We start from the raw sequence: 25,666 nt of genomic DNA on the forward strand, positions 1-25,666 counted from the left end.
ATGGCCGAAGCACTCATCAAGTCGCAGTCGGAGGTCGACAACGTGCTGTTCGACGCGACGGAACAGCAGCGAACGTTTGACCTCAATTACGGCGACGCCATCGATAAGCTCAGGCGCAAGCTCGTTCACGAGGTCACGATCGCAACGACGGTGGGACTCGTGCTCGGGGGTCTCGTCGGGACGATTGTCGGCCTGAGGAGGCGCTGACCATGGCTCGCTCATCCGAGTGGGAGAAGCTGGAGATGGCGCAGGGCGACCCGAAACCCGCGTGGCCGCTGCCGACGGTGACGCCGAAGTTTGCGACCTGGAGCGTCGGCGGCGGCAGACCCTACGGTTGCGAGACCGACAAGTGCGAGCGATGGCACGCAGGCGTCGATCTCACCGGCGCACCGGATGGCGCGCTGATCCTTGCGCCCGAGGACGCGGTGGTCGCCGGCATCGATCGCGGCTGGAGCGAGGGCTCCAAGGCGGCGTTTTTGCGCACCAGCTCGGGCCTGTTCGTCGTGCTCGGGGGCTTCAAGACCGGCTCGCACAAGGAATACGGCATCACGACCGGCCAGCAGGTTCGCAAGGGCGACAAGCTCGGGCGCGTACTCGGATCCTACGGGATGATTCACCTCGAGACCTACGTCGCCGAGACGCGCACTGCGAACTCCGTGTGGTGGAGGACCGAGCCGCCACCGGACGGTCTGCTGAATCCGACCAACTACGTCGAGCGGATGGTCGGGGACAAGGTGTCGCTGCTCCAGACGCGGCAACGACACGAGGCGCTCAAGACCCTCGGCTACTACAGGGGCGACGTCGGCGCGACGTGGGGCGCGACTTCCACCGAGGCGCTTCGAGCGGCACAGACGGCTCTGGGGAGCGGCGTCGACGGCAAGTGGGGCCCCGAGACCGAGGACGCGATCCAGCGCGCCCTGGGCAAGCTCCAGGGCTGCTCCGCCGACGAGTGCAGCCCCTCCAGCGGCGGCGGGGTCACAGGCGGTACGAGCTCGGATCCTCTGAGCGCCGTCGGCCGACTCGGCTGGTGGATCATCGGCGGGGCTACTGTCGCCGGCGTCGCCGTCGGTCTGGCGATCGCGATGCGAGCGCGCGAGGAGTAGCGCGTGCCTCGCAGATGGATGGAGGACAGACATGGATAAACAGCACCGCACGCCTATCTGCTCGACCGACCTGTCGGCGTTCTCCTGCCCGCAGCCCGAGCTCCTCGTCGGCGTCTTGAGCAAGCACCCGACGCTCGCTCCCCTCCTGCTGCAGATCGCGGAGCAAGTCCCGCGGTTCTTCAGGAGAGACGCCGTCAAGCAACTTCGACTGCGCCCCAGCTCCGGGACATACACCGCCGTGGACGACGGCGTGGTGGTGGAGATCGTCGTAGCCGCAGATGATCCAGACGCCGACGAATCACTGGACCGATTCGACGAGGAGTGGTGGTTCGATGCATCGGGGCGATGCACCGCCGAGACCGTCGTCGACATCCGCAGGGAATGAGGTATTGGCTATGAACCGTGCGATCCTCGTCACCACCCTCGTCACCAGCTCCGCGCTGATCGGCGCTGGCTATCTCCTGCGCAGCCGGCCGCGGGCACGAGCGCTGCCGTCCAGCATCATCCCGATCGTTACGCCGGTGATCGACGTCCGCGTGGCGGAGGACGTGCTCGGGGTGATGGAGCAGCTCCGCGGAGACGAGGTCACGCTGCTCCTGCACACCGTCGGCGGATGCGTGACGTCGTGCGTGATGATCGCCAACGCGTTGCGGGAGTTCGAGCGCTCGACGGCGATCGTCCCCTACATGGCGCTCTCGGGCGGCACGCTGCTCGCCCTCAACGCACGGCAGCTCCAGATGGGCCGCAGCGCGTCGTTGTCGGCTGTCGATCCGATCGTCAGCGGACAGCGGGCCCGGCACTTGCTCGACGACGAACCGCCGAACGGGATTGCCGCGCTCGCACGTGAGTACGAGGTCGCCATGGCCCGCTACGTCCGCGACACGCTGACCGCGCGGCTGCCCGGCGCGAGCGAGGCCGCGCTCGAGCGCGCGATGGGCGTGTTCATGGGGGAGCACGCGCCGCACGAATGGCCGGTCCGCCGGCCCGAGGTCGAGGCGCTCGGTCTTCCGGTCGGCCCCTCGGCGCGCTCGTGGGCCGAGATGGTCGATGCGTATCGAAAGAGGTGGTGGTGATGTCGGACGTGATCGAGCAGTCCGTGGCGAAGGTGGCCTGCGAGGCGCCAGGCGAGGAGCGACCCCGCGTCGAGGTCCTGAGCGAGTCGCTCTGCACCGCGTCCGAGCTGCGCCAGGCGGTCATCGCCGGCGCGATCACCTCGGGAGTTTTCTGCACGATCGTCGGCGGCCTGTCCCTTCGATCATGCACTCCGGCGTCGACGCCCCCCTGCTCGCCGAGCCGCCGGTTGCGCCCACGAACAAGAACATGCCCGAGCATCTGCCCACCACCGCGGGACCCGAAGGCGGATGCGCAGTCGAGCGGATCGAGGATGTCGCCGAGCCGCTACCGCTTGCGGCGACCGAAGAGGAAGTCGCCCGCGCCGTCGAGCTCGTCGGCGCGTTCGGAGACGAGGTCGAGGCGCAACACAGGCAGAGCGCCGCACGTCTCACTCGGGTCGAGCACGAGATGCACGTGATGCGTGTCCTCGTCGCGCGCGCGGACGCGGGCGGCGATGACACCGACGGCGAGGCGCAGCCCGAGGAAGCGGATGCGGTCCATGGCTGACAACAAGGACGTCGCCGTCCTGGCGAAGAAGGTCTACGAGCTCACGATGCTGACGCCCGACGAGCTCGAGGCCCGCAAGTGGGAGGCGCTGCTGATCGTCAACGCCGTGATCAGCTCGGCGACACCCGACGGCATCGCCAAGGCCCACGCCGACAAGGACGCCCGCTGGGGCGCACAGATCCAGCAGGAGGGAATCCTGTCGAGGCTCCACCCGAAGTGGCTGCTGCGCACCGACGACGACAAGCCCCCGGCGATCAAGCACGCCCTCGAGAGCGCACTGGACAACCCGTTCCGCGACCTCCGCGCGCGCCTCCAGATGCTTCAGTTCATCGCGCCAGCCGATCGCGAGCGGCTGACCGACCTCGTCCGAGCATTTCAGGCGGACGCATGGGCGGGAGCGCGGGGAGACGCGCGTGACCAGTTCGTCACGACGATGCGCAGAATCTCGAAGGAGTGGTTCCGGGATCCGTGGCTGACCGTGCTGCCCCACGACGGCAATCCGCCGCCAGTCTCGATCCTGATCGAGAACCAGGGTCCGACCCACGACGGAGGTTGGCACGACGATCCCTCCGACGACACCTCCTGGGAGCAGGCCAAGTTCGGCTGGGCCGATGCGATACGCACCTGGGACGTGGACTTCCTGCGCGATAACCCGCTGAGCCAGCTCTACCTGACCGTGGAGGAGACGGCGAGCGAGGTCGCGTCGGGAGCCAACGAAGCAGCGAAGGGCATCGCCACGATCATGAAGTGGGCCCCCTACGTCGCCGCGGGGATCGCCGTCCTGGGTGTGACGACGGCGGTCCTGGTCGCCGCACGGCGGTGAGCTGGGGGCAACGACGAGCACGAACCGAGGGATGCGCCTTGATGGCGCGAAGGGAGGAGTGGAGATGGTCATCGCATTCTACAGCCACATGCTCGGCATGAACCAGGAGCCTCTCCATGTCGCTGCCTAAACTCGCCGCGCGTGTCATCCTCGGCTACGTCGGACTGGTCGAAGGGACAGCCGCGTTGATCCGCTTCCGCGAGCGTTCCACGGCCTTTCAGATGGCCGCCGAGCGCGCCACAGCCCTCGGGCGCCGGCTCGTCGTCGTGGGCGATCCTGACGCGGGCATGCACACCCGGCTCATGCGGGCCTATGGCTGCGGTGATGTATGCATCGACATGAACGGCTGTCCGGGCTGCCCGATCACGATCGTCGCCGATATCACCAAGGGTCCGATCGCCGACATCGCCGACGACTCTGCGGTCGTGTTCGTCTCGTGCGTCCTCGAATATGTGACGGATCTAAACGCGGCTCTCCGCGAGATCGCGCGGCTCGCCGGCAGCCCCGATAACGTGTTCGTCGTGACCGTGCAACCGTGGACCCTGACAGCGCGCCTGTACCCCGGCGCGCGCTGGCGGGGCACCGTCGGTAACGCCTCCGGAGCGCAGGCGGTCGACATGAAGCCGGTCGGCCTCGAGGAGAAACTCGCAGTCACCGGGGCGCTGGGCCTGGCGCTCGCGGCTGCGTTCTGGCCGAGGAGGCGGTGAGCGCCGTGGCAGACACGAACGCCGAGCAGGCCCTCGAGCTCGCGCGGGCCGAGGCACGGACTCTGGCGGACCAGCTCCGCCAAGCCCGCGCGGACCTGCATCGCCTCGGCATCGCCGATCAGAACCGGGCCCTCGTCTGTGCGGCCGTGTCCGGCGCACTCGGCATCCTTTGCGGCGTCGGTATCGGGCTGAGCATCCGGAAGAAGTGAGCACCTGAGAGAGGGAGGAGGTGGGTGGTGAAGACAGGACATGGTCCCGCGAGTGGTCCACGGACGACTAGCCCCAACGCTCGGGCAGCGTCCGTGGAGAAATCCCATCCTTACATCACAGTGGGTCTCAGGAATAAATCTGTCTCTTCGGACATAGAAGAGGCGATCCGCCATGAACAGGGTTCTCAAGGCGTGAGTTCCCCCGGGGCGACCGAAATGCCGACGGCGCTCATGACCGTCGAGGAGCTCGCTCTACTGCTCAACACGAGCAAAGGGGCTGTCTATGCCCGGCTCTCGCGTGCAGGGATCCCCGGTGCCGTACGGCTCGGCCGGACCCTTCGCTTTGACCCCCGGATCATTGCACAATGGCTCTCGGCGAAAAGTGCGAGCGCGGGAGGTCACTTATGATCACGCTGCGCCCGTGGAAGGGATCGAAGAATGAATTTGAAGTTGACGTTCGCGTCGAGAACGCAGTGGGGCGCAAGCTCCGCCAACGAGTCAAGGCACCGGTCACCGGCAGGTCCGCTGCCGAGCGGTGGGCCAAGGCGCTCGAGCAGGAGCTCCTCGCTCAACTCCTCGCGCCCGAGCCCGAGCCCGAGAAGCCCCCGCCACCGACGTTCGAGGAGTTCGCCAAGACCTTCCTCGACCTGTGCCTGGCCGACCGGCTCGGGACCAACACATTGATCAACTACGACGTCCATCTGCGCCTGTACCTGCTCCCGGTGCTGGCTCGGCGGCGGCTCGACGAGGTGACGCCCAAGGACATCACCGCGATCAAGAAGTCGCTCGTCAGCAAGTCGCACAACACGATGTGCGAGGTGCTCAAAACCCTCCGTCGGGTGTTCAACCGGGCCATCGCCGAGAACGAGATCAAGAGCGCGCCGGTGGACTTCGAGATTCCCCGTCGGAAGCGCAAGCCCGCGATCGCCTACGACGACCAGGAGCAGGTGGCGCTGCTCGCCGCGGCCCAAGCGATGGGGCCGATGTTCGTCGTCGCCGTCCTGCTCGGCCTCGACGGCGGTCTCCGGCGCGGAGAGATTCTCGCGCTCAAGTGGACGGACGTCGATCTCAAGCGAGGGCTGATGACGATCCGCCACAACCTCGTGCGGGACAAGGTCGACCTCCCCAAGGGCAGGACCGAGGACGAGGTCGGCCTGACGACGCGCCTCGCCGCCACGCTGCGCGGCTTTTCGGCGACCGGCCCGTTCGTGCTCGACAACCACGGGAGTCACTTCCAGGAGCATCACATCAAGTCCTGGATGCGGGCGCTGGTGAAGCGCGCGGGCTTGCCCTGGCGCGGCACCCACGTCCTCCGCAAGTCGTGCGGCACGCGGATCGCCGAGGGCGGTGGCGGGGTGGCGGCTGTCGCCAGCCACCTCCGCCACAAGGATCTGCAGACCGCGAGCGACTACGTCGATCGTCGCCGCGGCAGCGCTGGCGCGATCCACGCCTTGGAGACGTCGGGGAGACGCACTTCCGAGCACTCGTAAGTGCTCGGAATATTAAGATGAATTTGGCTTTTATCTACTGCTCGAAGCAATACAGCCGCTGCTGCGTGGAGCAGTTCGACGCGAAGAACACCGAGCGAGCGCTCCAGTTGAAGTCGATCGCGTTGTTGCGGCCTTCGTAGCCGATCACCCCGATCCCGCCGCCCGCGGTCCAGCCGCTGCAGTCTTCGACGAGCGAAGTGCCGTTCTCCGAGGTGCCGGTCCAGATGTCGGCTTGCGGGGACATGTCGCCGAACTCGTTGATGTTGATCGGCACGTCGACGGTGCCGTCGACCAGGTCGGCCCAGGTCTGGGCGACTTCCTGGCCGTCGAGGCGGGCGTAGCGGGTCGTCGACTTGACGAAGCGGCTGGCCGGGTTGCTGGTGTTGTTGCTGATCCACGCGTCCCAGGTGCCGCCGAGGCCGGCCGCGGTGGCGCGGGCCTGGCACTTGGCCTTGGCGCCGGCGATGCCGCCGAGGTTGCCGTTCCAGCTGAGGCTCGTGTTGAACACGCGCTTCGGCTTGGTGCAGTTGGCGTTGCAGAGGTCGCCGTTGGCGACGTTGCCGTCGTCGCACTGCTCGGCGGGGGCGGTGGTCTTGAGCACGCCGTCGCCGCAGACTGCGGTCTTGCAGGTGTTGAGGCAGGCGTCGCTGTTGGTGCCGTTGCCGTCGTCGCACTGCTCGGTGCCCTGCTTGAAGCCGTCGCCGCACTTGGGCAGGAGGCAGGCGAGGGTGCAGGCGCCGGTGTTGCTGTTGTTGGCCCCGAGGTCGCACTGCTCGTTGGCCTGCTTGATGCCGTCGCCGCAGCTGGCGAGCTTGCAGGCGTTGGTGCAGGTGTCGTTGTTGACGGCGTTGCCGTCGTCGCAGGCCTCACCGGGGCCGACGAAGCCGTCGCCGCAGGTCTGCTTGGTGCAGTTGGCCTTGCACGCCTTGGTGTTGCCGTTGTTGGCCCCGTCGTCGCACTGCTCGACGCCGGTGCGGATGAGGCCGTCGCCGCACACGGCGTTCTTGCACACGAGGGTGCAGGCGCCGGTGTTGCTGTTGCTGTTGCCGAGGTCGCACTGCTCGCCCTTGCTGACCTGCTTGAAGGCGTCGCCGCAGAACGGGAGCAGGCACAGGTCGGTGCAGCCGTCGTCCTGGTTGCCGTTCTTGCCGTCGTCGCACTGCTCGGCGCCGTCCTCGATGCTGTTGCCGCAGACCTCGAGCACGCAGGTGGCGCTGCAGCCGTCGTCGCTGACGTTGTTGCCGTCGTCGCACTGCTCGCCGGGGCCGGTGTCGCCGTCGCCGCAGACGTTGGTCTCGCAGTTGGCGTTGCACGCCTTGCCGGGGCCGTTGCCGTCGCCGAGGTCGCACTGCTCGGGGCTCATGCCGAGGGTGTTGACGAGGCCGTCGCCGCACACGTTGCCGCCCGCAGTCGGTGTCGAGGTACAGGTTGCGATAGCGGGCCAGTTGCTCCGGCGTCGCGTCGAGCTCGCCGAGGTCGGGGCGGGCTGCGTTGCGCGGGTGCAACGGGCGCAGCGCCGCCAGCAGGCGCGCCATGTTGTCGACGGTGAACACGGCCGCCACGTCGAGGTCGTCGGTGTTGCGCGCCGAGCCGTGGACCGCGGCCGCCACTCCGCCCACGATCACGAACTCGAAGCTGGCCGCCAGCAGGCGCTGCAGCAGCTCAGGCGTGTCTTGCACGGCTCAGTCCTGCGCGCAGCAGCGCGATCGCTTGCTGCGTGCGGTGCTTTTGCAAGATCCGCTGCTCGGGCGTCAGCGCCAGGTTGCGCTCCAGCGCTGCCACGTCGATCCCCAGCTCGATCGCCTCGTCCCAGTCTGGCCCGTAGCTGGGCCAGTGCGCGCGGAAGACCGGGCGGAGGTCGATTGGGGCGTCCACGGGGCGCCAGCGTAACACGGCGCTCAGGGCGCCAGGCGGGTCAAGCTCCAGCCCGAGGCTGCCGGGCGGTAGACGAAGCGCTCGTGCAGGCGACCGTCGTGGCCGACCCAGAACTCCCACGACTCGGGCGCCACCGCGTAGCCGCCCCAGTTGGCGGGGCGCGGCACGGGGGCCTCGCCGAGCTCGTGGGCCAGGTGTGACACCTGGTCGAGCAGCGTCTGGAAATCGTCGATCGGCCGGCTCTGCGGCGACACCACCGCGCCGAGCTGGCTCAGGCGCGGGCGGGACGCGAAGTACGCGTCGGACTCGGCGGCCGGCAGGCGGGTGACCTTGCCCTCGACGCGGACCTGCACGTACAGCGACGGCCACCAGAACAGCAGCGACGCGTGCGGGTTGCGGTCGAGCTCGCCGGCCTTGCGGCTGTCGTAGTTGGTGAAGAAGCGCAGGCGCCCGGCCGGGTCGAAGCCCTTCAGCAGGACCATGCGCGCCGACGGCCGGCCGTCCTCGTCGGCGGTCGCCAGCGTCATCGCCTCGGGCATCGCCATGCCGCTCTTGGCCGCCGCGGCGAACCACTCCTGAAACAGGTCGAGGGGCTGGAGCTCGGGCTCGGGCTTGCGCACGGACATCGCGCCAGGTGTAGCGCGGATCGCCGGCCCCGGCCCGCACCGGCGGGTGAGTCAGCGCTCGTTCATGCCCGCGCATGTCCCTTCGGACATGGCCCATCGACCCTGTCCGGACCCGGGCAGGTCAGCGCCCGCCGGAAGCACCTGCCCCTTCGGACATGCCATCTATCCTGCCCCGCCGGGTCAGCGCCCGCCTGAAGCACCTGGCCCTTCGGACATGCCTCTCCCCTACCCCGCCGGGTCAGCGCCGGTCATGCCGTCTTGCTCTTCGGACATGTCCCATCCACCATGTCCCGAAGACCAGCCATGCCAGGCCCCCGCGCTCTCCGCCGCTGCGGCAGCCGCAGCCCTCGTCCCCGCCCGACTCGCCCCCGCTCGAGGCGCTGTCGGCCCCGACCTCGATGACCACCGGCTCGGAGCGGGCGACGTGGCCGACCGCGTCCTCGGCGATCGCCACCAGCGTGTGGCTGCCGGCCGGGAACTCGGCGGCGCCGAAGCGCCACGGCGGCTCGGCGTCGCTGGCCTGCAGTTTGCCGTCGATCTCGAGCGCGACCTCGGCGACGCCCCAGCCGACGTCCGCGGCCTCGGCGACGATCTCGACGACCATCGGCTGCGGCCCCGCCGTCGGGCTCGTGATCACCACCGTCGGCGGGGTGTCGTCGGCGCTGGCGTCGAACGCCGGGCCGCAGCTGGTGCCCGCGGGCCCGGCCGGGGCGGCGGCGCAGAGATCGGTCCACGCGCCGGCGCCGGCGCTGTCGGCCGGGGCGAACCCGCTGCAGCGGAAATCGGGCTGCCAGGCGCCGTCGCCGGCGTGGCACGGAGTGAGGTCGAGCTCGGCCTCGGCCTCGAGCCAGTCGATCGCGGCGCTCGCGTACGCGTAGTGGCCGATCCCGCCGCAGCCGGCGGCGTGCACCGAGGCGACGCCGAACACCCGCCAGGTGTCGTCGGCGGCGCGCAGCAGCGCGGGCCCGCCGGAGTCGCCGGCGCACGGGCCCGCCTCGGTGAGCCCGCCGACCTCGAAGTAATCGGCGAGCACCAGCCGCACCGGCGCCGCGGCCCAGCGCTTGGGCCCGTCGCCGCTGCCGGACTCGGCCTCGCCGAAGCCGACGATGGTCGCCTCGGCCTTGGGCTCCAGCAGCGCCGCCTCGCAGCCGAACGCGATCGGCAACACCGGCACCGGCGCGGGCTCGGCGAGGCGGCAGAAGGCGAAATCGACGGCCTCGTCGCCGATGCCTCCGTAATCGGGGTGGACGCGGCAGAGTTCGGGCTCGACCGTGTGCGCGGGCGCCTGGGCCGACTCGCCGAAGCCGACCTTCATGCCAGTGGCGCCGCAGTGGGCGGCGTAAAGCACCAGGCGCGGATGCACGAGCGCGCCGGTGCAGCGGGTGCTGCCGTCGCCCAGCGAGACCACCCCCGGGAAGGCGCAGATCTCGGCCTCGGCGCCGCCGAAGATCGGGCTCGGCGGCGTCGGCAGGGCTGTCCGCGCGCCTGCCGCTCGCGCCTCGCCGACCAGCAGCACGACCACGCTCGCCGCCGCCGAACCCACCCGGACCTGCCACCGCCGCTGCATCGGCGCGAGGATGACACAGGGGCTCCGGGCCGCGCGACAATTGCTGCCGCTGCGCAGCGAGCGAGCGTATCATCGCGCCGCCGGCCGCAGCCGGACGACCCCCCGACGCTCGGAGATGTCGATGCCTCTCAGCCTCTCGTGGCTCATCCTGACCCTCGCGACCGCCCCGGCCGCCGAGCCCGCCGCCACGCCCCCGACCTCCGAACCCGCGCCCGCACCGGCGCCAGCGGCCGCCACCGCCGACGCCGAAGCACGCGCCGAGCAGGCCGCCGTGCTGTACGGCCAGAAGAAGTACCTCGAGGCCGCGCAGATCTTCGAGGACCTGTGGGCCTCGGTGCACGAGCCGCGCGACCTGTTCAACGCCGGCCTCGCGCGCCTCGCCCTCGGCCACCGCGCTCACGCGATCCGCTACTGGGAGATCTATCTCCAGCAGACCGGGATCCCCGCAGACGGGCGCGAGCAGGCCCAGAGCCGCAGCAAGAAGGCCCAGGCCGCCGCCACCGGCGTGATCGTCAAGATCGCCCCGTCGGCCGTGGCCGAGTTCGGCGCCACGCTGACGCTGACCCGCGTCGACGACGACAAGGACCAGCGCCCGCCGCTGGTCTACGAGCTGCCGCCGCGGGCCCCCGAGTTCACCGCCGGCGGCAAGACGATCCACGTCGACCCCGGCAAGTGGGAGCTGAAGATCAGCGCGCCGACCTACGGGACCTCGACGCGCGACCTGACCATCAAGCCAGGTGCGCCGGGCTTCGTGCTCGACGTGGCGCTGGCCAGCGATCCGGCGTTCCGGGCCGCGAGCTTCCAGATCGGGCCGGGCGAGGCGGTCGCGGCCGGGGCGACGGTGTCGCTGCAGCGGCTGGCGCTGGGCGCCGTGCCGGTGCCGTGCCCGCTCGACGGTCGCGGCAATTGTGCGGTCCGCATCGAGCCGGGCGACTGGGAGGTCACGGTGCAGGCGCCCGGCTACCAGCGCCACGTCGAGAAGATCAGCCTCGGCGCCCAGCCGACCGCGACCTTCGCCGTCGCCCTCGCGCCGTCGCTGACGCCCGCGCCCGCGCCGACGCCCGCGCCCGCGCAGGCCGGCGCGACGCCGACGCCGGCCCCGGCCGAGGCCACCCCCGCGCCGCCGCCGGTGCCCGAGCGCGTGCCAAAGAAGACCCGCGTGCGGGTCTCGACCGGGCTCATCGTCTCGGGCGTGCCGGTGTTCATCACCGGCCTCGCGCTCGCGGTCCACGGCAGCAACGTCTACGACGAGAAGAAGCTGGCGAAGGTGGCCAACGGCGACATGCTGCCGGCGATCCGCCTGCGCTCGGCGGGCTCGGGGCTGATGGGCGTGGCCGTCGGCCTGTGGGCCACCGGCCTGACCGCGGAGTACGACGTGAAGCCGTGGGTGTGGTGGACCGAGATCGGCGTCGGCGCGGCCGCGCTGCTGACCGGCGGCGTGTGGGCCGGCGTCAGCACCGGGCGCTGGAACGCCAACGCCACCGACTCGCTGGTCTGCACCAACAACGAGGGCCTCGACTGCTTCACCGCCCATCGCCTGGCCAGCGGCTTCTTCCTCGGCCTCGGCGCGGGCGCCATCGCCGGGGCGACCACCGGCCTGCTGGTGCAGCGCTTCCACCTCAAGAAGCGCCGCGTCAGCTTCGCGCCGACGCTCGGCGGCGGCCAGGCCGGCTTCCTCGTCCACGGACGGTTTTGAGCGCCCCCGGCGTGTGAGTCTAGGCGGCGCGCGCGGGCAGCCGTGCGCGCCGCGGCCCTGTCACGCTCGGTTAGCATGACAAAATGCTGACCCTCGCCCGCCCCCTGCTCGCCGCACCGCTCTGTGTCTGCACGCTCCTGACCGCCTGCGGCGACGACGGCGGCGGTGTCCAGTCTGCCAGCGACACCGCGGCCACCAGCGAGGACACGACCGGCGACGACAGCACCACCGGCGGCCCCGGCACCACCGACGATCCGACCTCGACCAGCGTCGGCCCGACCACCGGCGATCCGGTCACCGGCGATCCGGTCACCACGACGACCGGCGATCCGACCACCGGCGATCCGACCACCGACGGCACCACTGGCGACCCGCCGCCGCCCTCGCCGTGGGACGGCGAGCCGCTGCCCGAGGCCCCGCCCGGCGAGTGGACGTGGGTCGATTTCCCCGACGCGCTGTGTCGCGACGGCAGCAGCACCGGCATCGGCGTGCGCTACGGCAACGGCGACGGCCTCGTCGTCTACTTCCAGGGCGGCGGCGCCTGCTTCAACGCCCTCACCTGCGCCCAGAACCCGTCCAGCTTCGACGGCGGCGACTTCGACGGCTTCAACAGCGGCATCTTCGAGCCCGGCCCGCAGAACCCGGTCGGCGACTGGACCCACGTGTTCGTCCCGTACTGCACCGGCGACGTGCACGCCGGCAACCGCCCCGACCAGATGTCGGAGGCCGGCATCCAGCAGTTCGTCGGCTTCCGCAACGTCGCCGCCTACCTCGAGCGCGTCGTCCCCACCTTCCCCGGCGTCGGCCACGTGCTCGTCACCGGCGAGAGCGCCGGCGGCTTCGGGGCCGCCTTCAACTACGACCGGATCGCCGACGCCTTCCCCGACGCGCGCGTCACCCTGCTCGACGACTCCGGCCCGCCGCTCGGCTTCGAGGTCGCGCCGCTGTGCCTGCAGCAGAAATGGAGCGACCTGTGGGGCTTCGACGACACGATCCCCGCCGGCTGCGAGGATTGCTTCCCCAGCCAGGGCGGCGGCATCGTCAACATCGGCCGCCACATCGGCCAAAAACACGCCGACCAGCGCCTCGCCCTCATCTCGTCGACCGGCGACTCGGTGATCCGCTTCTTCTTCGGCTTCGGCGGCAACGACTGCAGCGCCCTGCTGCCCAACACCCCCCAGGCTGCCTTCGAGGCCGCCCTGCTCGACGCCCGCGACAACTATTACAATGAGCCCGACGACGTGTGGGGCACCTTCTTCGTCGACAACAGCGAGCAGCACACCTTCCTCAGCAGCAGCCTCTACACGGCCAAGGTCGGCGACACCAAGCTGGTCGACTGGGTCTCCCAGCTGATCGCCGGCCAGGTCTCGCACGTCGGGCCGTGAATCATTTTTAATGAGGGGACATGCTCGAAAGAGCATGTCCCATGGGGCATGGCTATCGCGCCATGCCCCTTCGAACATGTCCTTTGAACATTAGAGCCAGATCGCCCGGCACACGGCGCACGTCTGTCGCTCGCGCCATTCGTCGAGCGCCTCGCTGCGCCGCCGCTCAGCTCGCGGGCCGGCGGCTCACCGCGGCGCCGATCGCCAGCGGCAAGAACCCATTGACGACGTTGAGCGCCAGCATCGCCGAATGCGACAGCAAACCGCGCCCGACCAGCAGCAGCGAGGCGATCAGGAGCGCGTGCATCACCACCCCGGTGGCGACCACCCACCCGCACTGCGCCGGCCGCAGGACGCCCGCGCGGACCGACGCGCGCAGGACCCACAGGCTCAGCGGCACGAACAGCACCACGCTCGTCAAAAGACCCGCGCCGTAGGTCCCCTGCGCCAGCGAGCCGGCGATGTGGATCAGCCCGTTGACCAGCGGGATGCCCCACGCGCACGCCGCCACCAGCGGCCAGCGCCGGCGCAGCAGCACGGCGGTGACAAAGGCGATCTGGCACCCGCCGACGTTGACGGCGCACATGGTCGCCTCGTCGGCGGGACAGTGGGCGAGGTCGGGATAGCCGAGCGTGCGGCACAGGTCGACGAGGAAGGCGTATCGCCGGCCGAGCAGATCGATGCCGTGCTCCTCGAATTGATGCAGCAGGTACATCGGCCACAGCAACGCCAGGAGCCACGCCGGATCGCGCCAGCGCGAGCCCCCGCGGGCGGGCTGGATGGCCAACCAGACCAGCAACAAGACGGCGAGCCCGAGCCCGATGAAGGGCCAATCGCGGAGAAAACTTTCCATTCGTTCTGCCCCTCTCTTTTAAAAAAATCCCCTCCCCGGGTCCACCTGGACCTGGCCTTTATCGCATGTCGCGTGGTTCGAGATCCGCACGACACCTCGCGCGGGTCCGCGCCGAGGCGCGAAATTCGTGCCGTGTTCGCCGCGCCTGCCGCGAGACCTGCTACCAAGGTGCTGTGATGATTCGACCCCGCGCGACCGCCCCGCTCCTGCTGCTCCTCGGCGCCTGTCAGGCCGGCGGCGGCGACACCGACGCCACGACGACCACCGCCGACACCTCGACCAGCACTTCGGGACAGGTCTCTTCGACCACCACCGGCACGGGCGAGCCGACCACCACCGGCACCACCACGACCACCGGCACGGGCGAGCCGACCACCACCGGCACCACCACCGGCACCACCGACCCGGACGAGACCACCGACACCGACGGCGCCGCGCCGATCGTCGTCGAGGGGCTCAGCGTCCCCGAGTCGATCCTCCACGACGTCGCCGCCGACGTCTATCTGATCAGCAACATCAACGGTACGCCGACCGCCACCGACGACAACGGCTTCATCAGCCGCGTCCTGCCCGACGGCACCGTCGACCAGCTCGCCTTCATCGACGGCGCCGACCCCGAGGTCACGCTCGACGCGCCGAAGGGCATGGCGATCGTCGGCGATTTTCTCTACGTCTCCGACATCACCGTCGTCCGCAAGTTCGACCGCACCACCGGCGCGCCGCTGGCCACGATCGCCATCGACGGCGCCGGCTTCCTCAACGACCTCAGCGCCGACGCCAGCGGCAACGTCTACGTCGGCGACATGCAGGTCGAGGCGATCCACGTCATCAACCCCGCCGACGAGCCCACGCTGCTGTTCGAGTCGAGCGACCTGCAGAACCCCAACGGTCTGCTCGCCGACGATCAGGGCGTGCACGTCGTCACCAACGGCGGCACCAAGCTGCTCTACGTGCCGCGCCAGATGCCGGTGGTGATGGAGCTGTTCGACCTCGAGGCCAGCAGCCTCGACGGCCTCGCGCCCCACCCCGCCGGCGGCTGGCTGGTGTCCTCGTGGGAGACCAGCGCCGTCTACCACGTCAGCGCCGACCTGCAGACCGCCGCGGTCGTCGTCGCCGACATCAGCTCGCCGGCCGACATCGGCGTCGACACCGGCCGCGAGCGCGTGCTGATCCCCGTGTTCACCGAGAACCGCGCGGAGTTCCATCTCCTCGCCCCGTGAGGGCGGCGCCGCAAAGGACATGGCTCTCGAGACATGTTCGTAAGACCATGAGATCGGTCGCTCCTCCTCGGGAGGAATCACATGTCTCTCGAGACATGTCTTCACGACCATGAGGTCGAACGCCCGCCGATGCGGCGAGACCACGGCCGCCGCGGAGCCCCGCCTGCCGCGCTGCTCGCCGCCTGCGCGCGGGTCAGGCCCAAAGCTCTAGCCCGGCAGCCGGCACACCCCGTAGTCGGCCCACATCGGCGGCACATTGTCGCCGGAGAACACCGGCGCGCAGACCTCGGACGCGCTGCCGCACTGGGCCGAGGTGTCGCTGACCTCGCACAGCGAGCTGCAGCACGAGCCGGCCTCGCAGTCACCGAGCGCCACCGCCGACAGGCACACCAGGCCCGGGCCGCACTCGCCGGAGCCCTGGCACGCGTCTCCGGCGGCGCCGGCGATCGCGACCTCGATGCACACGAAGTCGCCGCCGACGAGCGAGCACGCCTGTCCGTCGGGACAGCTCTGGGCGAGCGGGTCGCACTCGACCACTGGCGGCGGCTCCTCGTCGTCGCCAGTGGTCGTCCCGGGCCCGCTGGGGCCATCGGTGGTCGGCCCGGACTCGAACTGAATGCAGCCGCCGGCGAGCAGCAGCGCGAGGGCGGCGACGAGACGCGGTCTTGACATGACGCCAGGGTAACGCGAGCCGGGCCGTCCCGTGCAGACGGCGATCCGACCCCGGGGCGTGGTAATGTGCGCGCGTGAAGCACGAGACAGAAGGCCTCCCGGGCGACGGCGTGACCACCCACGTCCACGTGTGGACCCCCGACGACGGCCAGCCGGTCCGCGGGCTGGTCCAGGTGCTGCACGGCCTGGCCGAGCACGCCGGCCGCTACGAGGGCCTCGCGGCCGGCCTGTGCGACGCCGGCCTGGCCGTGGTCGCCCACGACCACCGCGGTCACGGCCGCTCGGCCGCCGGCCCCGACGAGCTCGGCTTCTTCGGCGACCGCGACGGCTGGGGCGCGGTGCTGGCCGACTCCGCCCGCGTCCGCGCCCACGCCCGCGCGCGCTTCGGCGACGTCCCGTGGGCGCTGCTCGGCCACAGCATGGGCTCGGTGGTCGCCCTGCACGACCTCGCCACCAGCGGGGCCCGGCCGACCGCGGTGATGCTGTCGGGCGCGACCGGCAAGGTCGGGGCGCTGCTGCGGATCGGCCAGGGCCTCATCCGCGTCGAGCTGCGACGGATCGGCGCCCGCGGCCGCAGCAAGCTGCTCAACGCGACCGCGTTCGGGACCTACAACCGGGCGTTCCGCCCCAACCGCACCCAGTTCGACTGGCTGTCCGGCGAAGCGGCCCAGGTCGACGCCTACGTCGGCGACCCGCTGTGCGGCTTCTTGCCGACGACTTCGCTGTGGCGCGACCTGGTCGGCGGCCAGGCGCTGCTGCAGACCGATGCCTTCCTGGCCCGCCTGCCCCGCGTGCCCTACGCGGTGATCGCCGGCGACCTCGACCCGGTCGGCGGCAAGGGCCGCCAGGTCGAAGCCCTGGTCAAGATGATGCGCAAGCTCGGCCTGCAGGTCGACCTGCGCATGTGGCCAGGCGGCCGCCACGAGATGTTCCACGAGACCAATCGCGCCGACGTGGTCGCCGAGACGGTCCGGTGGCTCTCGAGCAAGCTCGCCGCCTGAGCGGACCTGCGCAGCGCCGTTGAGCGCCTCAAGACATGTCCCACTGGACATGTCTCAGAGAACATTTTTAAAGGGACATGTCCTCATGAACATGTCCTTGGGTGTTCTCCCAGGCGCGGCGTGACGACGGCAGTCTCGACCCGGGCGCGCCGTCGCAGAGACGGCTCGCCCGCTGAGCGAGTCTCGTCGGTCCGCCGCTTGACGGAGCAGCCTCAGCCGCGCAGCACGATCGACCGACTCTCGGCCGCATCGGTCACCTCGACGCGGGCGCAGCGGATCGGCGCCGACGCCCCTTTGGCCCCGGGCTCGAGGACGAGCTGGCCGCACACGGTATACGTGCCGGGCGCGACGTCCCCATAAACGAGGGGCCTGGTGGCATCCACGCCGCCGTTCAGGACCATCTTCACGGTCGCCCCAGGGGGCCGCGAAAGATCGTCCACTTCGTCGACCTCGACCTCGCCGGGGACGAGCCAGCCGAGGGCGTGATGGGTGCCCGCCGGCGCCTGGAGGTCGACGCGAAGTCGCCGCGGCTCCGCGAGCTGCCAATCGGCCCAAGCCTGAACCCCCGCCGCGACCCACTCGATCGCGACGGGGCTCGCCCTGGGCTCGGCCGGTACCCCGGTGCAATACGCATTCGATAGGACGAGCAGCAAGCTCGCGTGGATCCGCAGATTCCGGGTCGACAGCATGCCCCGGTGTAGCAAGGCACGGGCGACTTCTGCAAGATCGGGGCGCAAGCGACGTCAGGCCCGCGAGCGAGGTACCGGGTGCCCCCGGCGCTCTCGCGCATGCGTCTCGAGCTCCGTGGCCCGATCACCTCGGGCCTGAGGGGATCGCGCCGAAGGACACGACGAGGGCTTCCGGTCTCACGGCGCGCAGTCGACGCTGTCCGCCGGGTGCTGCTCGATCACCGTCTTCAGCGTCGCCTCGATCAGCTTGCTCGCGTGTTCCTTCGGCAGCCCGAAGCCGACGTGGATGTGGCCGGCGGCCACGTTGTGCGGCGTGATCGAATTATAAAAGACCCCGTGCAGGCCGAGGAAGCCTGACAGGAAATTGCCGCTGGTATTTTCATCGATCTGCACGCCCGTCAGCGCCAGCGCGCTCGTCGCCGTCACGATCGCCTTCATCGGCAGCTGGCTCGGCAGCGTGTTGCCCTGGCGGTACTCCGAGATCGCGGCCCACGAGCGGGCCTCGATCGTCGCCTCCGTCGGCCATTGTTCCATCCCGTGGCCGTCCGACGCCCAGTCCTGCGCCGGGCCGCCGTCGTTGTCCTGGCCGTGGCCACCCTCGAGCGCCTCCACCTCCCAGCCGATGTCGCCGCCGCGGCTGGTCGTGATGAGGATGCTCGGCTGATACGTATCGACGATGCGCCAGAAATCCGACGACGTCGCCTGATAGTCGACGCGCAGGTCGTAATCGGGCGAGCCGACCGCCCCGGGGGAGCCGATGTCGTCGTTGCTGGGGTCGCCGTCGGGCGGGAACTCGGGGAAGAACGCGTACACGTCGTAGCCGTGGCCGCCCCAGTTCTCGCCGATCCACCCGTCGGGGTTCTGCTCGGGGTTGGTGCTCCACGGCCGCAACATCTCGTTGGTCGGCGGCCAGTAGCCCATCAGCACCACGGTCTTCTTGCATTCGACCGGACCGGTGGTCGAAGTGTCTTCGGTAGTGGTGGTCGTCTCGGTCGAGCTCGTCGTCGGCGCGCTCGTGCCCGTCTCCGTGCCGGTCGGCGCCTCGGTCGAGGTCTCGGTCGTCGAAGTGCCCGCGGTCGACGGGCCCTCCGTGCTCGAGGCGCCCTCCGTGCTCGAAGCGCCCTCCGTGCTCGAAGCGCCCTCCGTCGGCTCCGAGGACCCGCCGCCGCAACCAGTGACGCACAGCGCCGCCACCGTCCATCGCCCCCATCGCCCGCTCGTCCCCGTTCGCTCGCGTCGCATCATGCGATCCCTGTACCACACCGCGCTCGAGTCCGTGTGTGACAGCGAGCCGTGAGTCATTCGATCTCGATGAGCCACGCGATCGAGCATTGGGCGGTGCCCTCGTCGCGCCGTGAGGGCCCCGCCGAGGCCGCGCACGTCGATCCCCGGAGTTCGCGTCACGACCCACCCGGTCGAACTCTCAGGGCTCGCCGTCGCGGAGGCCCAGCCGGCGCTTCACCTCTGCCAGCGCCCGTCGACTGACCTGCGCGCGCTGACCGTCGGACAGCTCGAGCACCGCCGCGCCGTCGCGCTGGTGGAGCGTGCGGACCTCGAGCAGGTTGACCAGCTCGCTCCGGTGCACCCGCAGGAAATCGAGGCCGCCGAGCCGCTCTTCGAGCGTATTCAAGCTGTCGTCGAGCACGTGTTCTTCGCCGCCGACGCGGAACACGGTGTACTTGTCGGCGGCGTGGAAGCGGGTGATCGCGCGCGGGTCGAACAGGCGCACCGAGTCGCCGGCGCGGGCGGAGATCCGTATCGGCGCGGCGCGCTGGGCCGCGGCCGATCGGGCCTCGACGCGCGCGAGCGCCTGCTCGAGCCGCTCCTGCTGCACCGGCTTGAGCAGGTAGTCCTGCGCTGCCACGGCGAACGCCCGCACCGCGTAGTCCGGGTGCGCCGTGACGAAGACGATCGCCGGCATGTCGGCCGTGGTCTCGGCCAGCTCGATGCCGTCGAGCTCCGGCATGTGGATGTCGAGGAGCACCACGTCGGGCCGCAGCTCGCCGATGAGGCGCACCGCCGCGAGCCCGTCCTCCGCCTCGCCGACGACCTCGACCCCGGCGATGCGCTCGAGCATGCGCACAAGCCGGCGGCGCGCCGGCGCCTCGTCATCGACCACCAGCACCTTCACGCCGCCCCCTCCCCGCGCGCGGCCCCGGCCGGCAGGCGCAAGCGGGCCCGGAAGCCGCCCTCGGCCCGCGGCCCGGCCTCGAGCCCGGCCGCCGCGCCGTAGGCCAGCCGCAGCCGCTCGCGCAGGTCGGCGAGGGCCGTGCCGCTGCCCGAGCGGTTCGCTCGCCCCGTCGCGGCCGCGTCGTCCTCGACCGTCAGCTCCAGCGAAGCCCCGACCCGGGCCGCGACGATCCGCACCGTCGCCCCGCCGCGGCTGGCCGCGACCCCGTGACCGACCGCGTTCTCGACCAGCGGCTGCAGCACCAGCGGCGGCACCACCAGCGACTCGGTCGCCGGCTCGACGGCGAACTCGACCCGCAGGCGCTCGCCGAAGCGCAGCCGCTCGACCTCGACATAATCGCGGACCGCCGCCAGCTCGTCGCGCAGCGGCACCGCCAGCGTGCGCGAGCCGTCGAGGCTGTAGCGGAACAGCCCCGCGAGGCGCTCGACCGCCTGCTCGGCCAGCGCCGGGTCGTCCTCGATCAAGCTGGCGACCGTGTTGAGCGCGTTGAACAAGAAATGCGGGTTGGTGCGGGCCTGCAGCGCCGCCAGCTGGGCCCGCAGGGCCTCGCGGCGGAGCTGCTCCTCGCGCCGCTCGAGCGCCCGGCGGCGCTCGTGGATCCGCTCGAGCGCGGCCGCGGTGACGAACAGGGTCACCGACACGACCGCGGAGATCCGCAGCACCTGCGTGCGGCTGGCGGCCAGGTCGGCGACCCACCCGATCGCCGCGTAAAGGCGCAGCGTCAGCTCGGCGGCGACCACCACGGCGACGGCGACCACGCCCACGCGAGCGGCCCAGCGCAGCGCCGGCGCCCGGCCGGCGGTCCGCGGCGCCACCACCAGGACGAACAGCCCGCTGGCGATCAGCTCGACCAGCACCATCATCGTCGCGTTGAAGGCGAACGTGCGCGCCAGCTCGCCGGGCTCGGGGCGGCCGAGCGCGGCGAGCATCGCCGTCAGGGCGACCGACACGAACACGACGATCCACGCGTCCTCGCGCAGCTCGTCGGCCCACGCGCGCAGGCGGGTCCGCAGCGGCGGGAGTTCGGCGGCGGGCACGGGCGCGAGGGTAGCAAGCGGCCGGTCCGGCCGTCCCGCCATCACGCCTGGCCCCGCGTGAACCGGGCCCGGTACGCCCGCGCCGCCGGCACGCCGATCAGCGTCGGCAGCACCCACGGCAGGAACGCGAGGCCGGGCGGCAGCGCCCCCGCCAGCAGGCGCTCGGCGTTGAACACGCTGAACGCGGTGAGCGCGGCGATCACGGCCCCGAGCATGCTGTCGAGGTGGCGCAACAGCCAGGCCCGGCGCTCGGTCTGCGGGCGCAGGTGGTAGCGCAGGTCGCCCCAGCCGCCGAGGCTGCCGATCGCCCCGAACACGATCATCAGCACGCTGCCGTGGCAGAGCCCCGCGATCGCCAGCGCGGCCCCGGTGCCGAGCACGAACACCGCCATGGCCCGGTCGACCAGCGCACCGTGGACCGCCCGCCGGCGCCCGACCGCGACCGCCCGCAGCCCGCTCGTCACCGATTGGAGGATCAGCACCCCGAGGTAGGCGAGGAAGCAGCCGAACTGGCGCATCATCGCCACCCGCGCCGCCGCCTCCTCGGGGCTCAGCAGCGTCGTCGGCGGCTTCACGGTCAGCGGGATCGTGATCCACAGGCTGGCGATCACCAGCCCCGAGACGGCCGTGAAGGCCATGGCGGCGACGAAGGCCATGCCGACCCAGCGGTGCCAGGCGCCGCCCTTGCGGGCCACCAGCGGCGGGACGAGGGTCAAAAGGCTCACCACGCCGGCGACGATGTGGACGGTGACGAGGGGCAGATAAAAGAGCTCGCGCATCGGCTTCACGGCGAGGATGGACCCCCGCCCCGGCCGCCGCCGCACCCGCCGGACGGGCGGCGTGGAACTCCCGATGAACGGCGCCGGCCGGCCGACGAGCGCGGCGCCGCCGTCCCGGCCGGAGCAGGACCGCCGGCCCTGCACCCACGCAGGACCGCGCGCGAGAGGCTCCGTTCACGCCCATGATTGCGAGCCGGTCGACGCCCCCACGACACAGCATGCGACCGGACGCCGAAGCCATCGGCTCCGACGCATGGCGAGCGAGACGAGGGCTGCTCACAGCGTGTACGGGCTCGAGCCGGGTGACCGGCTCCGAGCGAGCGGCATCCTCGTCAAGAGGCCCACGGCGCGAGGCGTGTCGCCGATGCGCGCGAACAGTGCTGTCACCTCCCGCCGCTCGACCTGCCCTACCCGGCTCGATCGGGGCTGGGACCTGCTGTCAGCCCTTCAGCCGAAACTCGGCCCGCAGGCGCGCCCGGAGCTCGAGCACCTCCTGTCTCTCGGGACAGGCGAACGGACCGCCGAACAGCAGCCCGCCGACCAGCCACAGCCCGACCGTCTGGAATCCGACGAACAGCGACTCCGCGGCGAACCGCTCTGGCGTCCAGAAGGCGACTTCCTCGCCGCCGAGCACGAGGGTCAAGAGCGGCGCGGCGAGCAGCACCGCCGCCGCCGCGAGGAGCGGGCGCGCCGGCAAGGCGGTGCCGCGGCGGGCGTAGTGGACCGCCGAGCCGAGCACGATCGCCAGCGTGCCGAGCCCGGAGGCCTCCGCGGTAGCGTCGATGGACACGCGGCCGAGCGCGGCGATGAACAGCCCGATCGCCGCGGCGATCTTGAGCACCGCGACGAACATCACCAGGCCGAAGAACAACTTCACGCGAGCAGGATACCGCCGCCGCGACCCGGTTCAAGACCGCCGCCGCGTCCTCCGGCAGGACGACGTTCAGCCCGGCCGGCCCGCGACCGCGGCAGGCGCCCGCCACGAGCCCCAGGGACGCGGCCATCCGCGAGCGCCTGCCCACCACATGTCTCTCAGGGCATGACCTCGAGGACGGGTCTATCGTCGAGCGCACCACGCCCCGGGTCACCGGGCGACGCCGTCACTGAAACCTGCCCCCATGAACATGTCCTAAAGGTCATGAATAGAATCGCCCTGCGGCTCGCCGGGTCTCGACCTCGCAATGGCATCACTGTTAGATAACCCAAAAGACATATCTTCAAAGACATGTCCCGAGGACCCTCTCAACCGCGCGTCGGCAGCGGGTGCGCTGCCAGCCAGGTCTCGACCTCGCGGAGCATGCGGGCCGACTCGGTCGTCTCGCGGAAGCTCGCCGCTGCCTGCTCTGCCAGGCTGCGGGCGCGCGCCCGGTCGCCGCCGCCGTCCCACAGCGCCCGCGCCAGCTCGTTGCGGGCGGCCGCCAGATAGCGGGCGTCTCGCGGGCGGCGCTCGAACAGCGCCACCGCCTGCTCGAGCGGCGCCACCGCCTCGGCCGGGCGGGCCAGCTCGGTGAGGGCGATGCCGACGCCCGTCAGGTACGCGCCGGTGTCGGGGTGGTCCTCGCCCAGCGTCTCGCGCTGGACCTGCAGCGCCCACTGCAGCTGCGTCAGCGCCTCCGCGGCCCGGCCGCTGTTGATGAACAGCGACGACAGGTTATAGGCGACCTTGGCGGCGTCGGGGTGCGGCTTCGGCTGGCGCGTGTAGATCTGCAGGGTCGCGCGGTACGCCTGCTCGGCGCGGGCGAAGTCGCCGCGGACCATCTCGAAGTTGGCGAGGTTGCCGAACGCGGCGGCGGTGCTGAGGTGGAGCGGGCCGTGCACGCGCAGGTCGATCGCCAGGGCCCGCCGCAGCTCGACCTCGGCCCCGGCGACGTCGCGCAGGTCGAGCAGCGTGGTGCCGAGGTTGTTGGCCAGGTCGGCGACGGCCGGGTGGTCGGCGCCGAGGTGCTGCTCGGCCAGGGCCAGGGCGCGGCGGTACTCGGCGACCGCGGCCGGATGCTGGCCGAGGTCGTAGAAGCTGCGGCCGTACTGGCGCAGGGCCGTGAGCAGGCGCGGGTCGGCCGGCTCGGCGTGGCGCGTCAATGCGGCCACGGCGGCGCGCAGGCGGGTGTTGGCGCCCTGGAACTCGCCCGAGCTGCGCTCGGCGACCGCCGCCGCCAGCTCGACCTCGGCGCCGAGCAGCGGGTCGTCGCCGGCGCGGGCGAACGCGGCGCGGGCGTGGTCGACGGCGCGGCGGGCCTCGTCGGGGCGGGCCAGGTCGTCGGCCAGCAGCGCGGCCAGGCGGGCCCACGCGCGCGTGGCCGCCCGGTCGTCGCGCGCGGCCTCGGCCGCCCACAGCGAGCGGTAAAAGGCCTCCTCGGCCCGGGCGGCCTCGGCCAGGCCCTGGCGCGCCTCGCCGACCACCCGCTGGGCCGCGGCCGCCAGCCCATGCCAGCCGCGCACGCGCGCCGTCGCCCCGGCCCCGTCGGCCCCGGCCTCGGCCGCCGCGAACCGCCCGGCCTGCACGAGCGCGGCCGCGCGGTCGACCTCGGCCCGGCCGCGGCGCGCGTCGTCGTCGCCCGCCTCGCCGGCCGGCGCCAGCGCCAGCGGGTCGCGGCAGGCGGCCGGCTCGGGCAGGTCGTGGGCGATGGCGACCGCCGCCTCGACCACGTCGCGCTCGCCCGACTGCAGCAGGCCCACGCGCTCGCGCAGGGCCGCGCGCCGCTCGTCGAGGCAGGCGGTCCGGCGCGCCAGCTCGGCCTCGGTCTGGTGCCCGTAGACGCGGGTCGCCTCGCAGGCCGCCCGCCGCTCGCCGTGCCAGCGCAGCGCCCAGGCGTCGAGGGCGGCGACGGTGGTGCCCGCCACGGTGGCCGCGAACGGCAGGTTGCTGGCGTGGAAGCCCCGCCGCAGCGCCCGCGCGGCCTCGTCGTCCCACACGCCGGCCAGCAACGTCGGGTCGGCGCGGCACAGCTGCGGCGGCGCCGGCTCGCCGCGAGCCCACAGCAGCGCCAGCGCGGCCGCCAGGACCGCCCCGCCGGCCGCCAACAGGGTCCCACGGCCGCGGTGGAGGCCCCGCTCGCAGGCGTCGATCAGCGCCGCCATGGCCGGGAAGCGGGCCGCCGGCTCGTCGGCCAGGCCGCGCAGCAGCACCTGCCGCAGCCAGCGCGGGAAGGCCCGCCCGCCGCTCGGCGCCGGCACCGGCGGAGGCGCCGGGGCGCCGCGCCAGGTGCTCTCCGGCAGGCGATACGGGGCGCCCGCGAGCGCCTCCCACAGCGCGGCGCAGAAGCTGTACTGGTCGGAGCGAGCGTCGACCGTCGCGCCGCGCCACTGCTCCGGGGCCATGTACGCCGGGGTCCCGACCAGCGCCCCGGTCGCGGTCAGGGAGGCCGACGCGGCCCGCCCGGGCGCCTCGACCGGCCCCGCCTCGCCGGCGACCGCGAGCCCGAAGTCGACCACGCGCACGCGCCCGTCCGGCCCGACCAGCGCGTTGCCGGGCTTGAAGTCGCGGTGCACGACCCCGGCCGCGTGCGCGTGCGCCAGCCCGCGCGCGGCCTGCAGGTACATGTCGACGATCGCCCGCCACGGCCGCGACGCCTCGGCCTGCCAGCGCGCCAGCGTCGGCCCGGGCACCAGCTCCATGGCGATGAAGACCTCGCCGTCGACCTCGCCGACGTCGTAGATGGGGACGACGTTGGGGTGGGAGATCCGCGCAAGCACGCGGGCCTCGCGGGCGAGGCGGTCGCGCAGGTGGGCGGCGCCGCCGAACGCCTGCGGCCGCACCAGCTTGAGCGCGACCTTGCGATCGAGCTCGGGATCGTAGGCGGTATGGACGACACCCATGCCGCCGGCACCGCGGACTTCGAGCACGAGGTAGCGCCCGCAGGTGCTGCCGCGCGCGCGCAGCCGCGGGGCCGCGGGCTCGGGCGCGGCCGCGGGGACGGCGACGCGGGCCAGCGCGGCCACGGCCTCGCGGCAGGCGGCGCAGAAGTCGAGGTGGGCCACGAACCCGGCCGCGGCGGGGCCCGCCAGCGCGCCCTCGAGGTAGGCGGCGAAGATGCTGTCGTCGGGGCAGTCCACGCCGGCCAGCGGCTTATACCCCGGCGCCCGGGCAGCGTGTAGCCGCGTCGTCGTCGTCCGGGCCCGGCCG

Annotated in this window: 27 protein-coding genes; 14 read left to right on the forward strand and 13 right to left on the reverse strand. The window is 71.8% G+C overall.

The genetic code is table 11. The features are described 5' to 3' along the window. From POL25_RS32785 to POL25_RS32825, 10 genes are all read left to right on the forward strand, one after another. A complete protein-coding gene (locus POL25_RS32785) occupies nt 1-207 on the forward strand; it encodes a hypothetical protein (protein ID WP_272090237.1) in 207 nt (68 codons plus the stop codon). A gap of 35 nt (nt 208-242) precedes the next feature. Next, on the forward strand, nt 243-1,103 hold the full coding sequence (locus POL25_RS32790; RefSeq protein WP_272090238.1) for a peptidoglycan-binding protein: 861 nt from the start codon (nt 243-245) through the stop codon (nt 1,101-1,103). A 31-nt stretch (nt 1,104-1,134) separates the two neighbouring features. Further along, nucleotides 1,135-1,488: a hypothetical protein gene (locus tag POL25_RS32795; protein WP_272090239.1), complete on the forward strand. Its 354-nt coding sequence runs from the start codon at nt 1,135-1,137 to the stop codon at nt 1,486-1,488. A 10-nt stretch (nt 1,489-1,498) separates the two neighbouring features. After that, the gene (locus POL25_RS32800) at nt 1,499-2,176 is read left to right on the forward strand and encodes an SDH family Clp fold serine proteinase (RefSeq protein ID WP_272090240.1); all 678 of its coding nucleotides are present in this window, start codon (nt 1,499-1,501) and stop codon (nt 2,174-2,176) included. 184 nt (nt 2,177-2,360) lie between these two features. Next, nucleotides 2,361-2,723, forward strand: coding sequence for a hypothetical protein (locus tag POL25_RS32805; RefSeq protein WP_272090241.1), 363 nt, complete (start codon nt 2,361-2,363; stop codon nt 2,721-2,723). Between the two features lie 46 nt (nt 2,724-2,769). Beyond that, nucleotides 2,770-3,546 (forward strand): hypothetical protein, encoded by a 777-nt coding sequence (locus POL25_RS32810; RefSeq protein ID WP_272090242.1) that lies wholly within the window; start codon nt 2,770-2,772, stop codon nt 3,544-3,546. Nucleotides 3,547-3,662: 116 nt separating this feature from the next. After that, the gene (locus POL25_RS32815; RefSeq protein WP_272090243.1) at nt 3,663-4,253 is read left to right on the forward strand and encodes a class I SAM-dependent methyltransferase; all 591 of its coding nucleotides are present in this window, start codon (nt 3,663-3,665) and stop codon (nt 4,251-4,253) included. Continuing rightward, nucleotides 4,250-4,462 (forward strand): hypothetical protein, encoded by a 213-nt coding sequence (locus POL25_RS32820; protein ID WP_272090244.1) that lies wholly within the window; start codon nt 4,250-4,252, stop codon nt 4,460-4,462. The genes POL25_RS32815 and POL25_RS32820 overlap by 4 nt, the downstream gene beginning before the upstream one ends. A 231-nt stretch (nt 4,463-4,693) precedes the next feature. Further along, the gene (locus POL25_RS45060; protein WP_373372137.1) at nt 4,694-4,870 is read left to right on the forward strand and encodes a helix-turn-helix domain-containing protein; all 177 of its coding nucleotides are present in this window, start codon (nt 4,694-4,696) and stop codon (nt 4,868-4,870) included. A 65-nt stretch (nt 4,871-4,935) separates the two neighbouring features. Next, nucleotides 4,936-5,952 (forward strand): tyrosine-type recombinase/integrase, encoded by a 1,017-nt coding sequence (locus POL25_RS32825; RefSeq protein ID WP_272090245.1) that lies wholly within the window; start codon nt 4,936-4,938, stop codon nt 5,950-5,952. A gap of 34 nt (nt 5,953-5,986) precedes the next feature. Here POL25_RS32825 and POL25_RS32830 read toward each other — a convergent pair whose 3' ends face one another. The 4 genes from POL25_RS32830 to POL25_RS32845 all read right to left on the reverse strand — a co-directional run bounded on the left by POL25_RS32830 (nt 5,987) and on the right by POL25_RS32845 (nt 10,020). Then, nucleotides 5,987-7,348 carry a DUF4215 domain-containing protein gene (locus POL25_RS32830; RefSeq protein ID WP_272090246.1) on the reverse strand — a complete coding sequence of 454 codons (1,362 nt, stop codon included), beginning with the start codon at nt 7,346-7,348 and terminating at the stop codon, nt 5,987-5,989. Nucleotides 7,349-7,614: 266 nt separating this feature from the next. Continuing rightward, nucleotides 7,615-7,827 carry a hypothetical protein gene (locus tag POL25_RS32835; protein WP_272090247.1) on the reverse strand — a complete coding sequence of 71 codons (213 nt, stop codon included), beginning with the start codon at nt 7,825-7,827 and terminating at the stop codon, nt 7,615-7,617. A gap of 23 nt (nt 7,828-7,850) precedes the next feature. Next, the gene (gene pdxH, locus POL25_RS32840; protein ID WP_272090248.1) at nt 7,851-8,453 is read right to left on the reverse strand and encodes a pyridoxamine 5'-phosphate oxidase; all 603 of its coding nucleotides are present in this window, start codon (nt 8,451-8,453) and stop codon (nt 7,851-7,853) included. A 238-nt stretch (nt 8,454-8,691) separates the two neighbouring features. After that, entirely contained in the window at nt 8,692-10,020 is a 1,329-nt protein-coding gene (locus POL25_RS32845) for a trypsin-like serine protease (RefSeq protein ID WP_272090249.1), read from the reverse strand. Between the two features lie 121 nt (nt 10,021-10,141). On the opposite strand from POL25_RS32845, the gene POL25_RS32850 reads away from it, so the two are divergent. Both POL25_RS32850 and POL25_RS32855 read left to right on the forward strand, forming a co-directional pair. Beyond that, nucleotides 10,142-11,716 (forward strand): carboxypeptidase-like regulatory domain-containing protein, encoded by a 1,575-nt coding sequence (locus POL25_RS32850; RefSeq protein WP_272090250.1) that lies wholly within the window; start codon nt 10,142-10,144, stop codon nt 11,714-11,716. Between the two features lie 83 nt (nt 11,717-11,799). Beyond that, on the forward strand, nt 11,800-13,101 hold the full coding sequence (locus tag POL25_RS32855; RefSeq protein WP_272090251.1) for a pectin acetylesterase-family hydrolase: 1,302 nt from the start codon (nt 11,800-11,802) through the stop codon (nt 13,099-13,101). A 166-nt stretch (nt 13,102-13,267) separates the two neighbouring features. On the opposite strand, the gene POL25_RS32860 is transcribed toward POL25_RS32855, so the two are convergent. Further along, on the reverse strand, nt 13,268-13,954 hold the full coding sequence (locus POL25_RS32860) for an HXXEE domain-containing protein (protein ID WP_272090252.1): 687 nt from the start codon (nt 13,952-13,954) through the stop codon (nt 13,268-13,270). Between the two features lie 176 nt (nt 13,955-14,130). Between POL25_RS32860 and POL25_RS32865 the strand changes: the two genes are divergently transcribed. Then, nucleotides 14,131-15,174 carry an SMP-30/gluconolactonase/LRE family protein gene (locus tag POL25_RS32865; RefSeq protein ID WP_272090253.1) on the forward strand — a complete coding sequence of 348 codons (1,044 nt, stop codon included), beginning with the start codon at nt 14,131-14,133 and terminating at the stop codon, nt 15,172-15,174. A gap of 207 nt (nt 15,175-15,381) precedes the next feature. On the opposite strand, the gene POL25_RS32870 is transcribed toward POL25_RS32865, so the two are convergent. Then, a complete protein-coding gene (locus POL25_RS32870) occupies nt 15,382-15,846 on the reverse strand; it encodes a hypothetical protein (RefSeq protein WP_272090254.1) in 465 nt (154 codons plus the stop codon). Between the two features lie 74 nt (nt 15,847-15,920). Here POL25_RS32870 and POL25_RS32875 point away from each other — a divergent pair, with 74 nt between their 5' ends. Continuing rightward, nucleotides 15,921-16,847, forward strand: coding sequence for an alpha/beta fold hydrolase (locus POL25_RS32875; protein WP_272090255.1), 927 nt, complete (start codon nt 15,921-15,923; stop codon nt 16,845-16,847). 212 nt (nt 16,848-17,059) lie between these two features. Here the strand turns inward: POL25_RS32875 and POL25_RS32880 are convergent, their stop codons facing one another. The 7 genes from POL25_RS32880 to POL25_RS32910 all read right to left on the reverse strand — a co-directional run bounded on the left by POL25_RS32880 (nt 17,060) and on the right by POL25_RS32910 (nt 25,596). After that, on the reverse strand, nt 17,060-17,584 hold the full coding sequence (locus tag POL25_RS32880) for a hypothetical protein (protein WP_272090256.1): 525 nt from the start codon (nt 17,582-17,584) through the stop codon (nt 17,060-17,062). Nucleotides 17,585-17,713: 129 nt separating this feature from the next. Further along, on the reverse strand, nt 17,714-18,781 hold the full coding sequence (locus tag POL25_RS32885; protein WP_272090257.1) for a hypothetical protein: 1,068 nt from the start codon (nt 18,779-18,781) through the stop codon (nt 17,714-17,716). Between the two features lie 178 nt (nt 18,782-18,959). Continuing rightward, nucleotides 18,960-19,667, reverse strand: a complete 708-nt coding sequence (locus POL25_RS32890; RefSeq protein ID WP_272090258.1) for a LytR/AlgR family response regulator transcription factor — start codon at nt 19,665-19,667, stop codon at nt 18,960-18,962. Then, nucleotides 19,664-20,764 carry a sensor histidine kinase gene (locus POL25_RS32895; RefSeq protein WP_272090259.1) on the reverse strand — a complete coding sequence of 367 codons (1,101 nt, stop codon included), beginning with the start codon at nt 20,762-20,764 and terminating at the stop codon, nt 19,664-19,666. Before POL25_RS32895 ends, POL25_RS32890 begins: the two co-directional genes overlap by 4 nt. Before the next feature lie 41 nt (nt 20,765-20,805). Further along, nucleotides 20,806-21,552 (reverse strand): DUF2306 domain-containing protein, encoded by a 747-nt coding sequence (locus tag POL25_RS32900; RefSeq protein ID WP_272090260.1) that lies wholly within the window; start codon nt 21,550-21,552, stop codon nt 20,806-20,808. A 430-nt stretch (nt 21,553-21,982) separates the two neighbouring features. After that, complete coding sequence (locus tag POL25_RS32905) at nt 21,983-22,420, reverse strand: hypothetical protein (protein ID WP_272090261.1); 438 nt, start codon at nt 22,418-22,420, stop codon at nt 21,983-21,985. Between the two features lie 365 nt (nt 22,421-22,785). Further along, entirely contained in the window at nt 22,786-25,596 is a 2,811-nt protein-coding gene (locus POL25_RS32910; protein ID WP_272090262.1) for a serine/threonine-protein kinase, read from the reverse strand. Nucleotides 25,597-25,666: the final 70 nt, after the last annotated feature.

Source organism: Nannocystis bainbridge (assembly GCF_028368995.1).
Lineage (GTDB): Bacteria > Myxococcota_A > Polyangia > Nannocystales > Nannocystaceae > Nannocystis > Nannocystis bainbridge.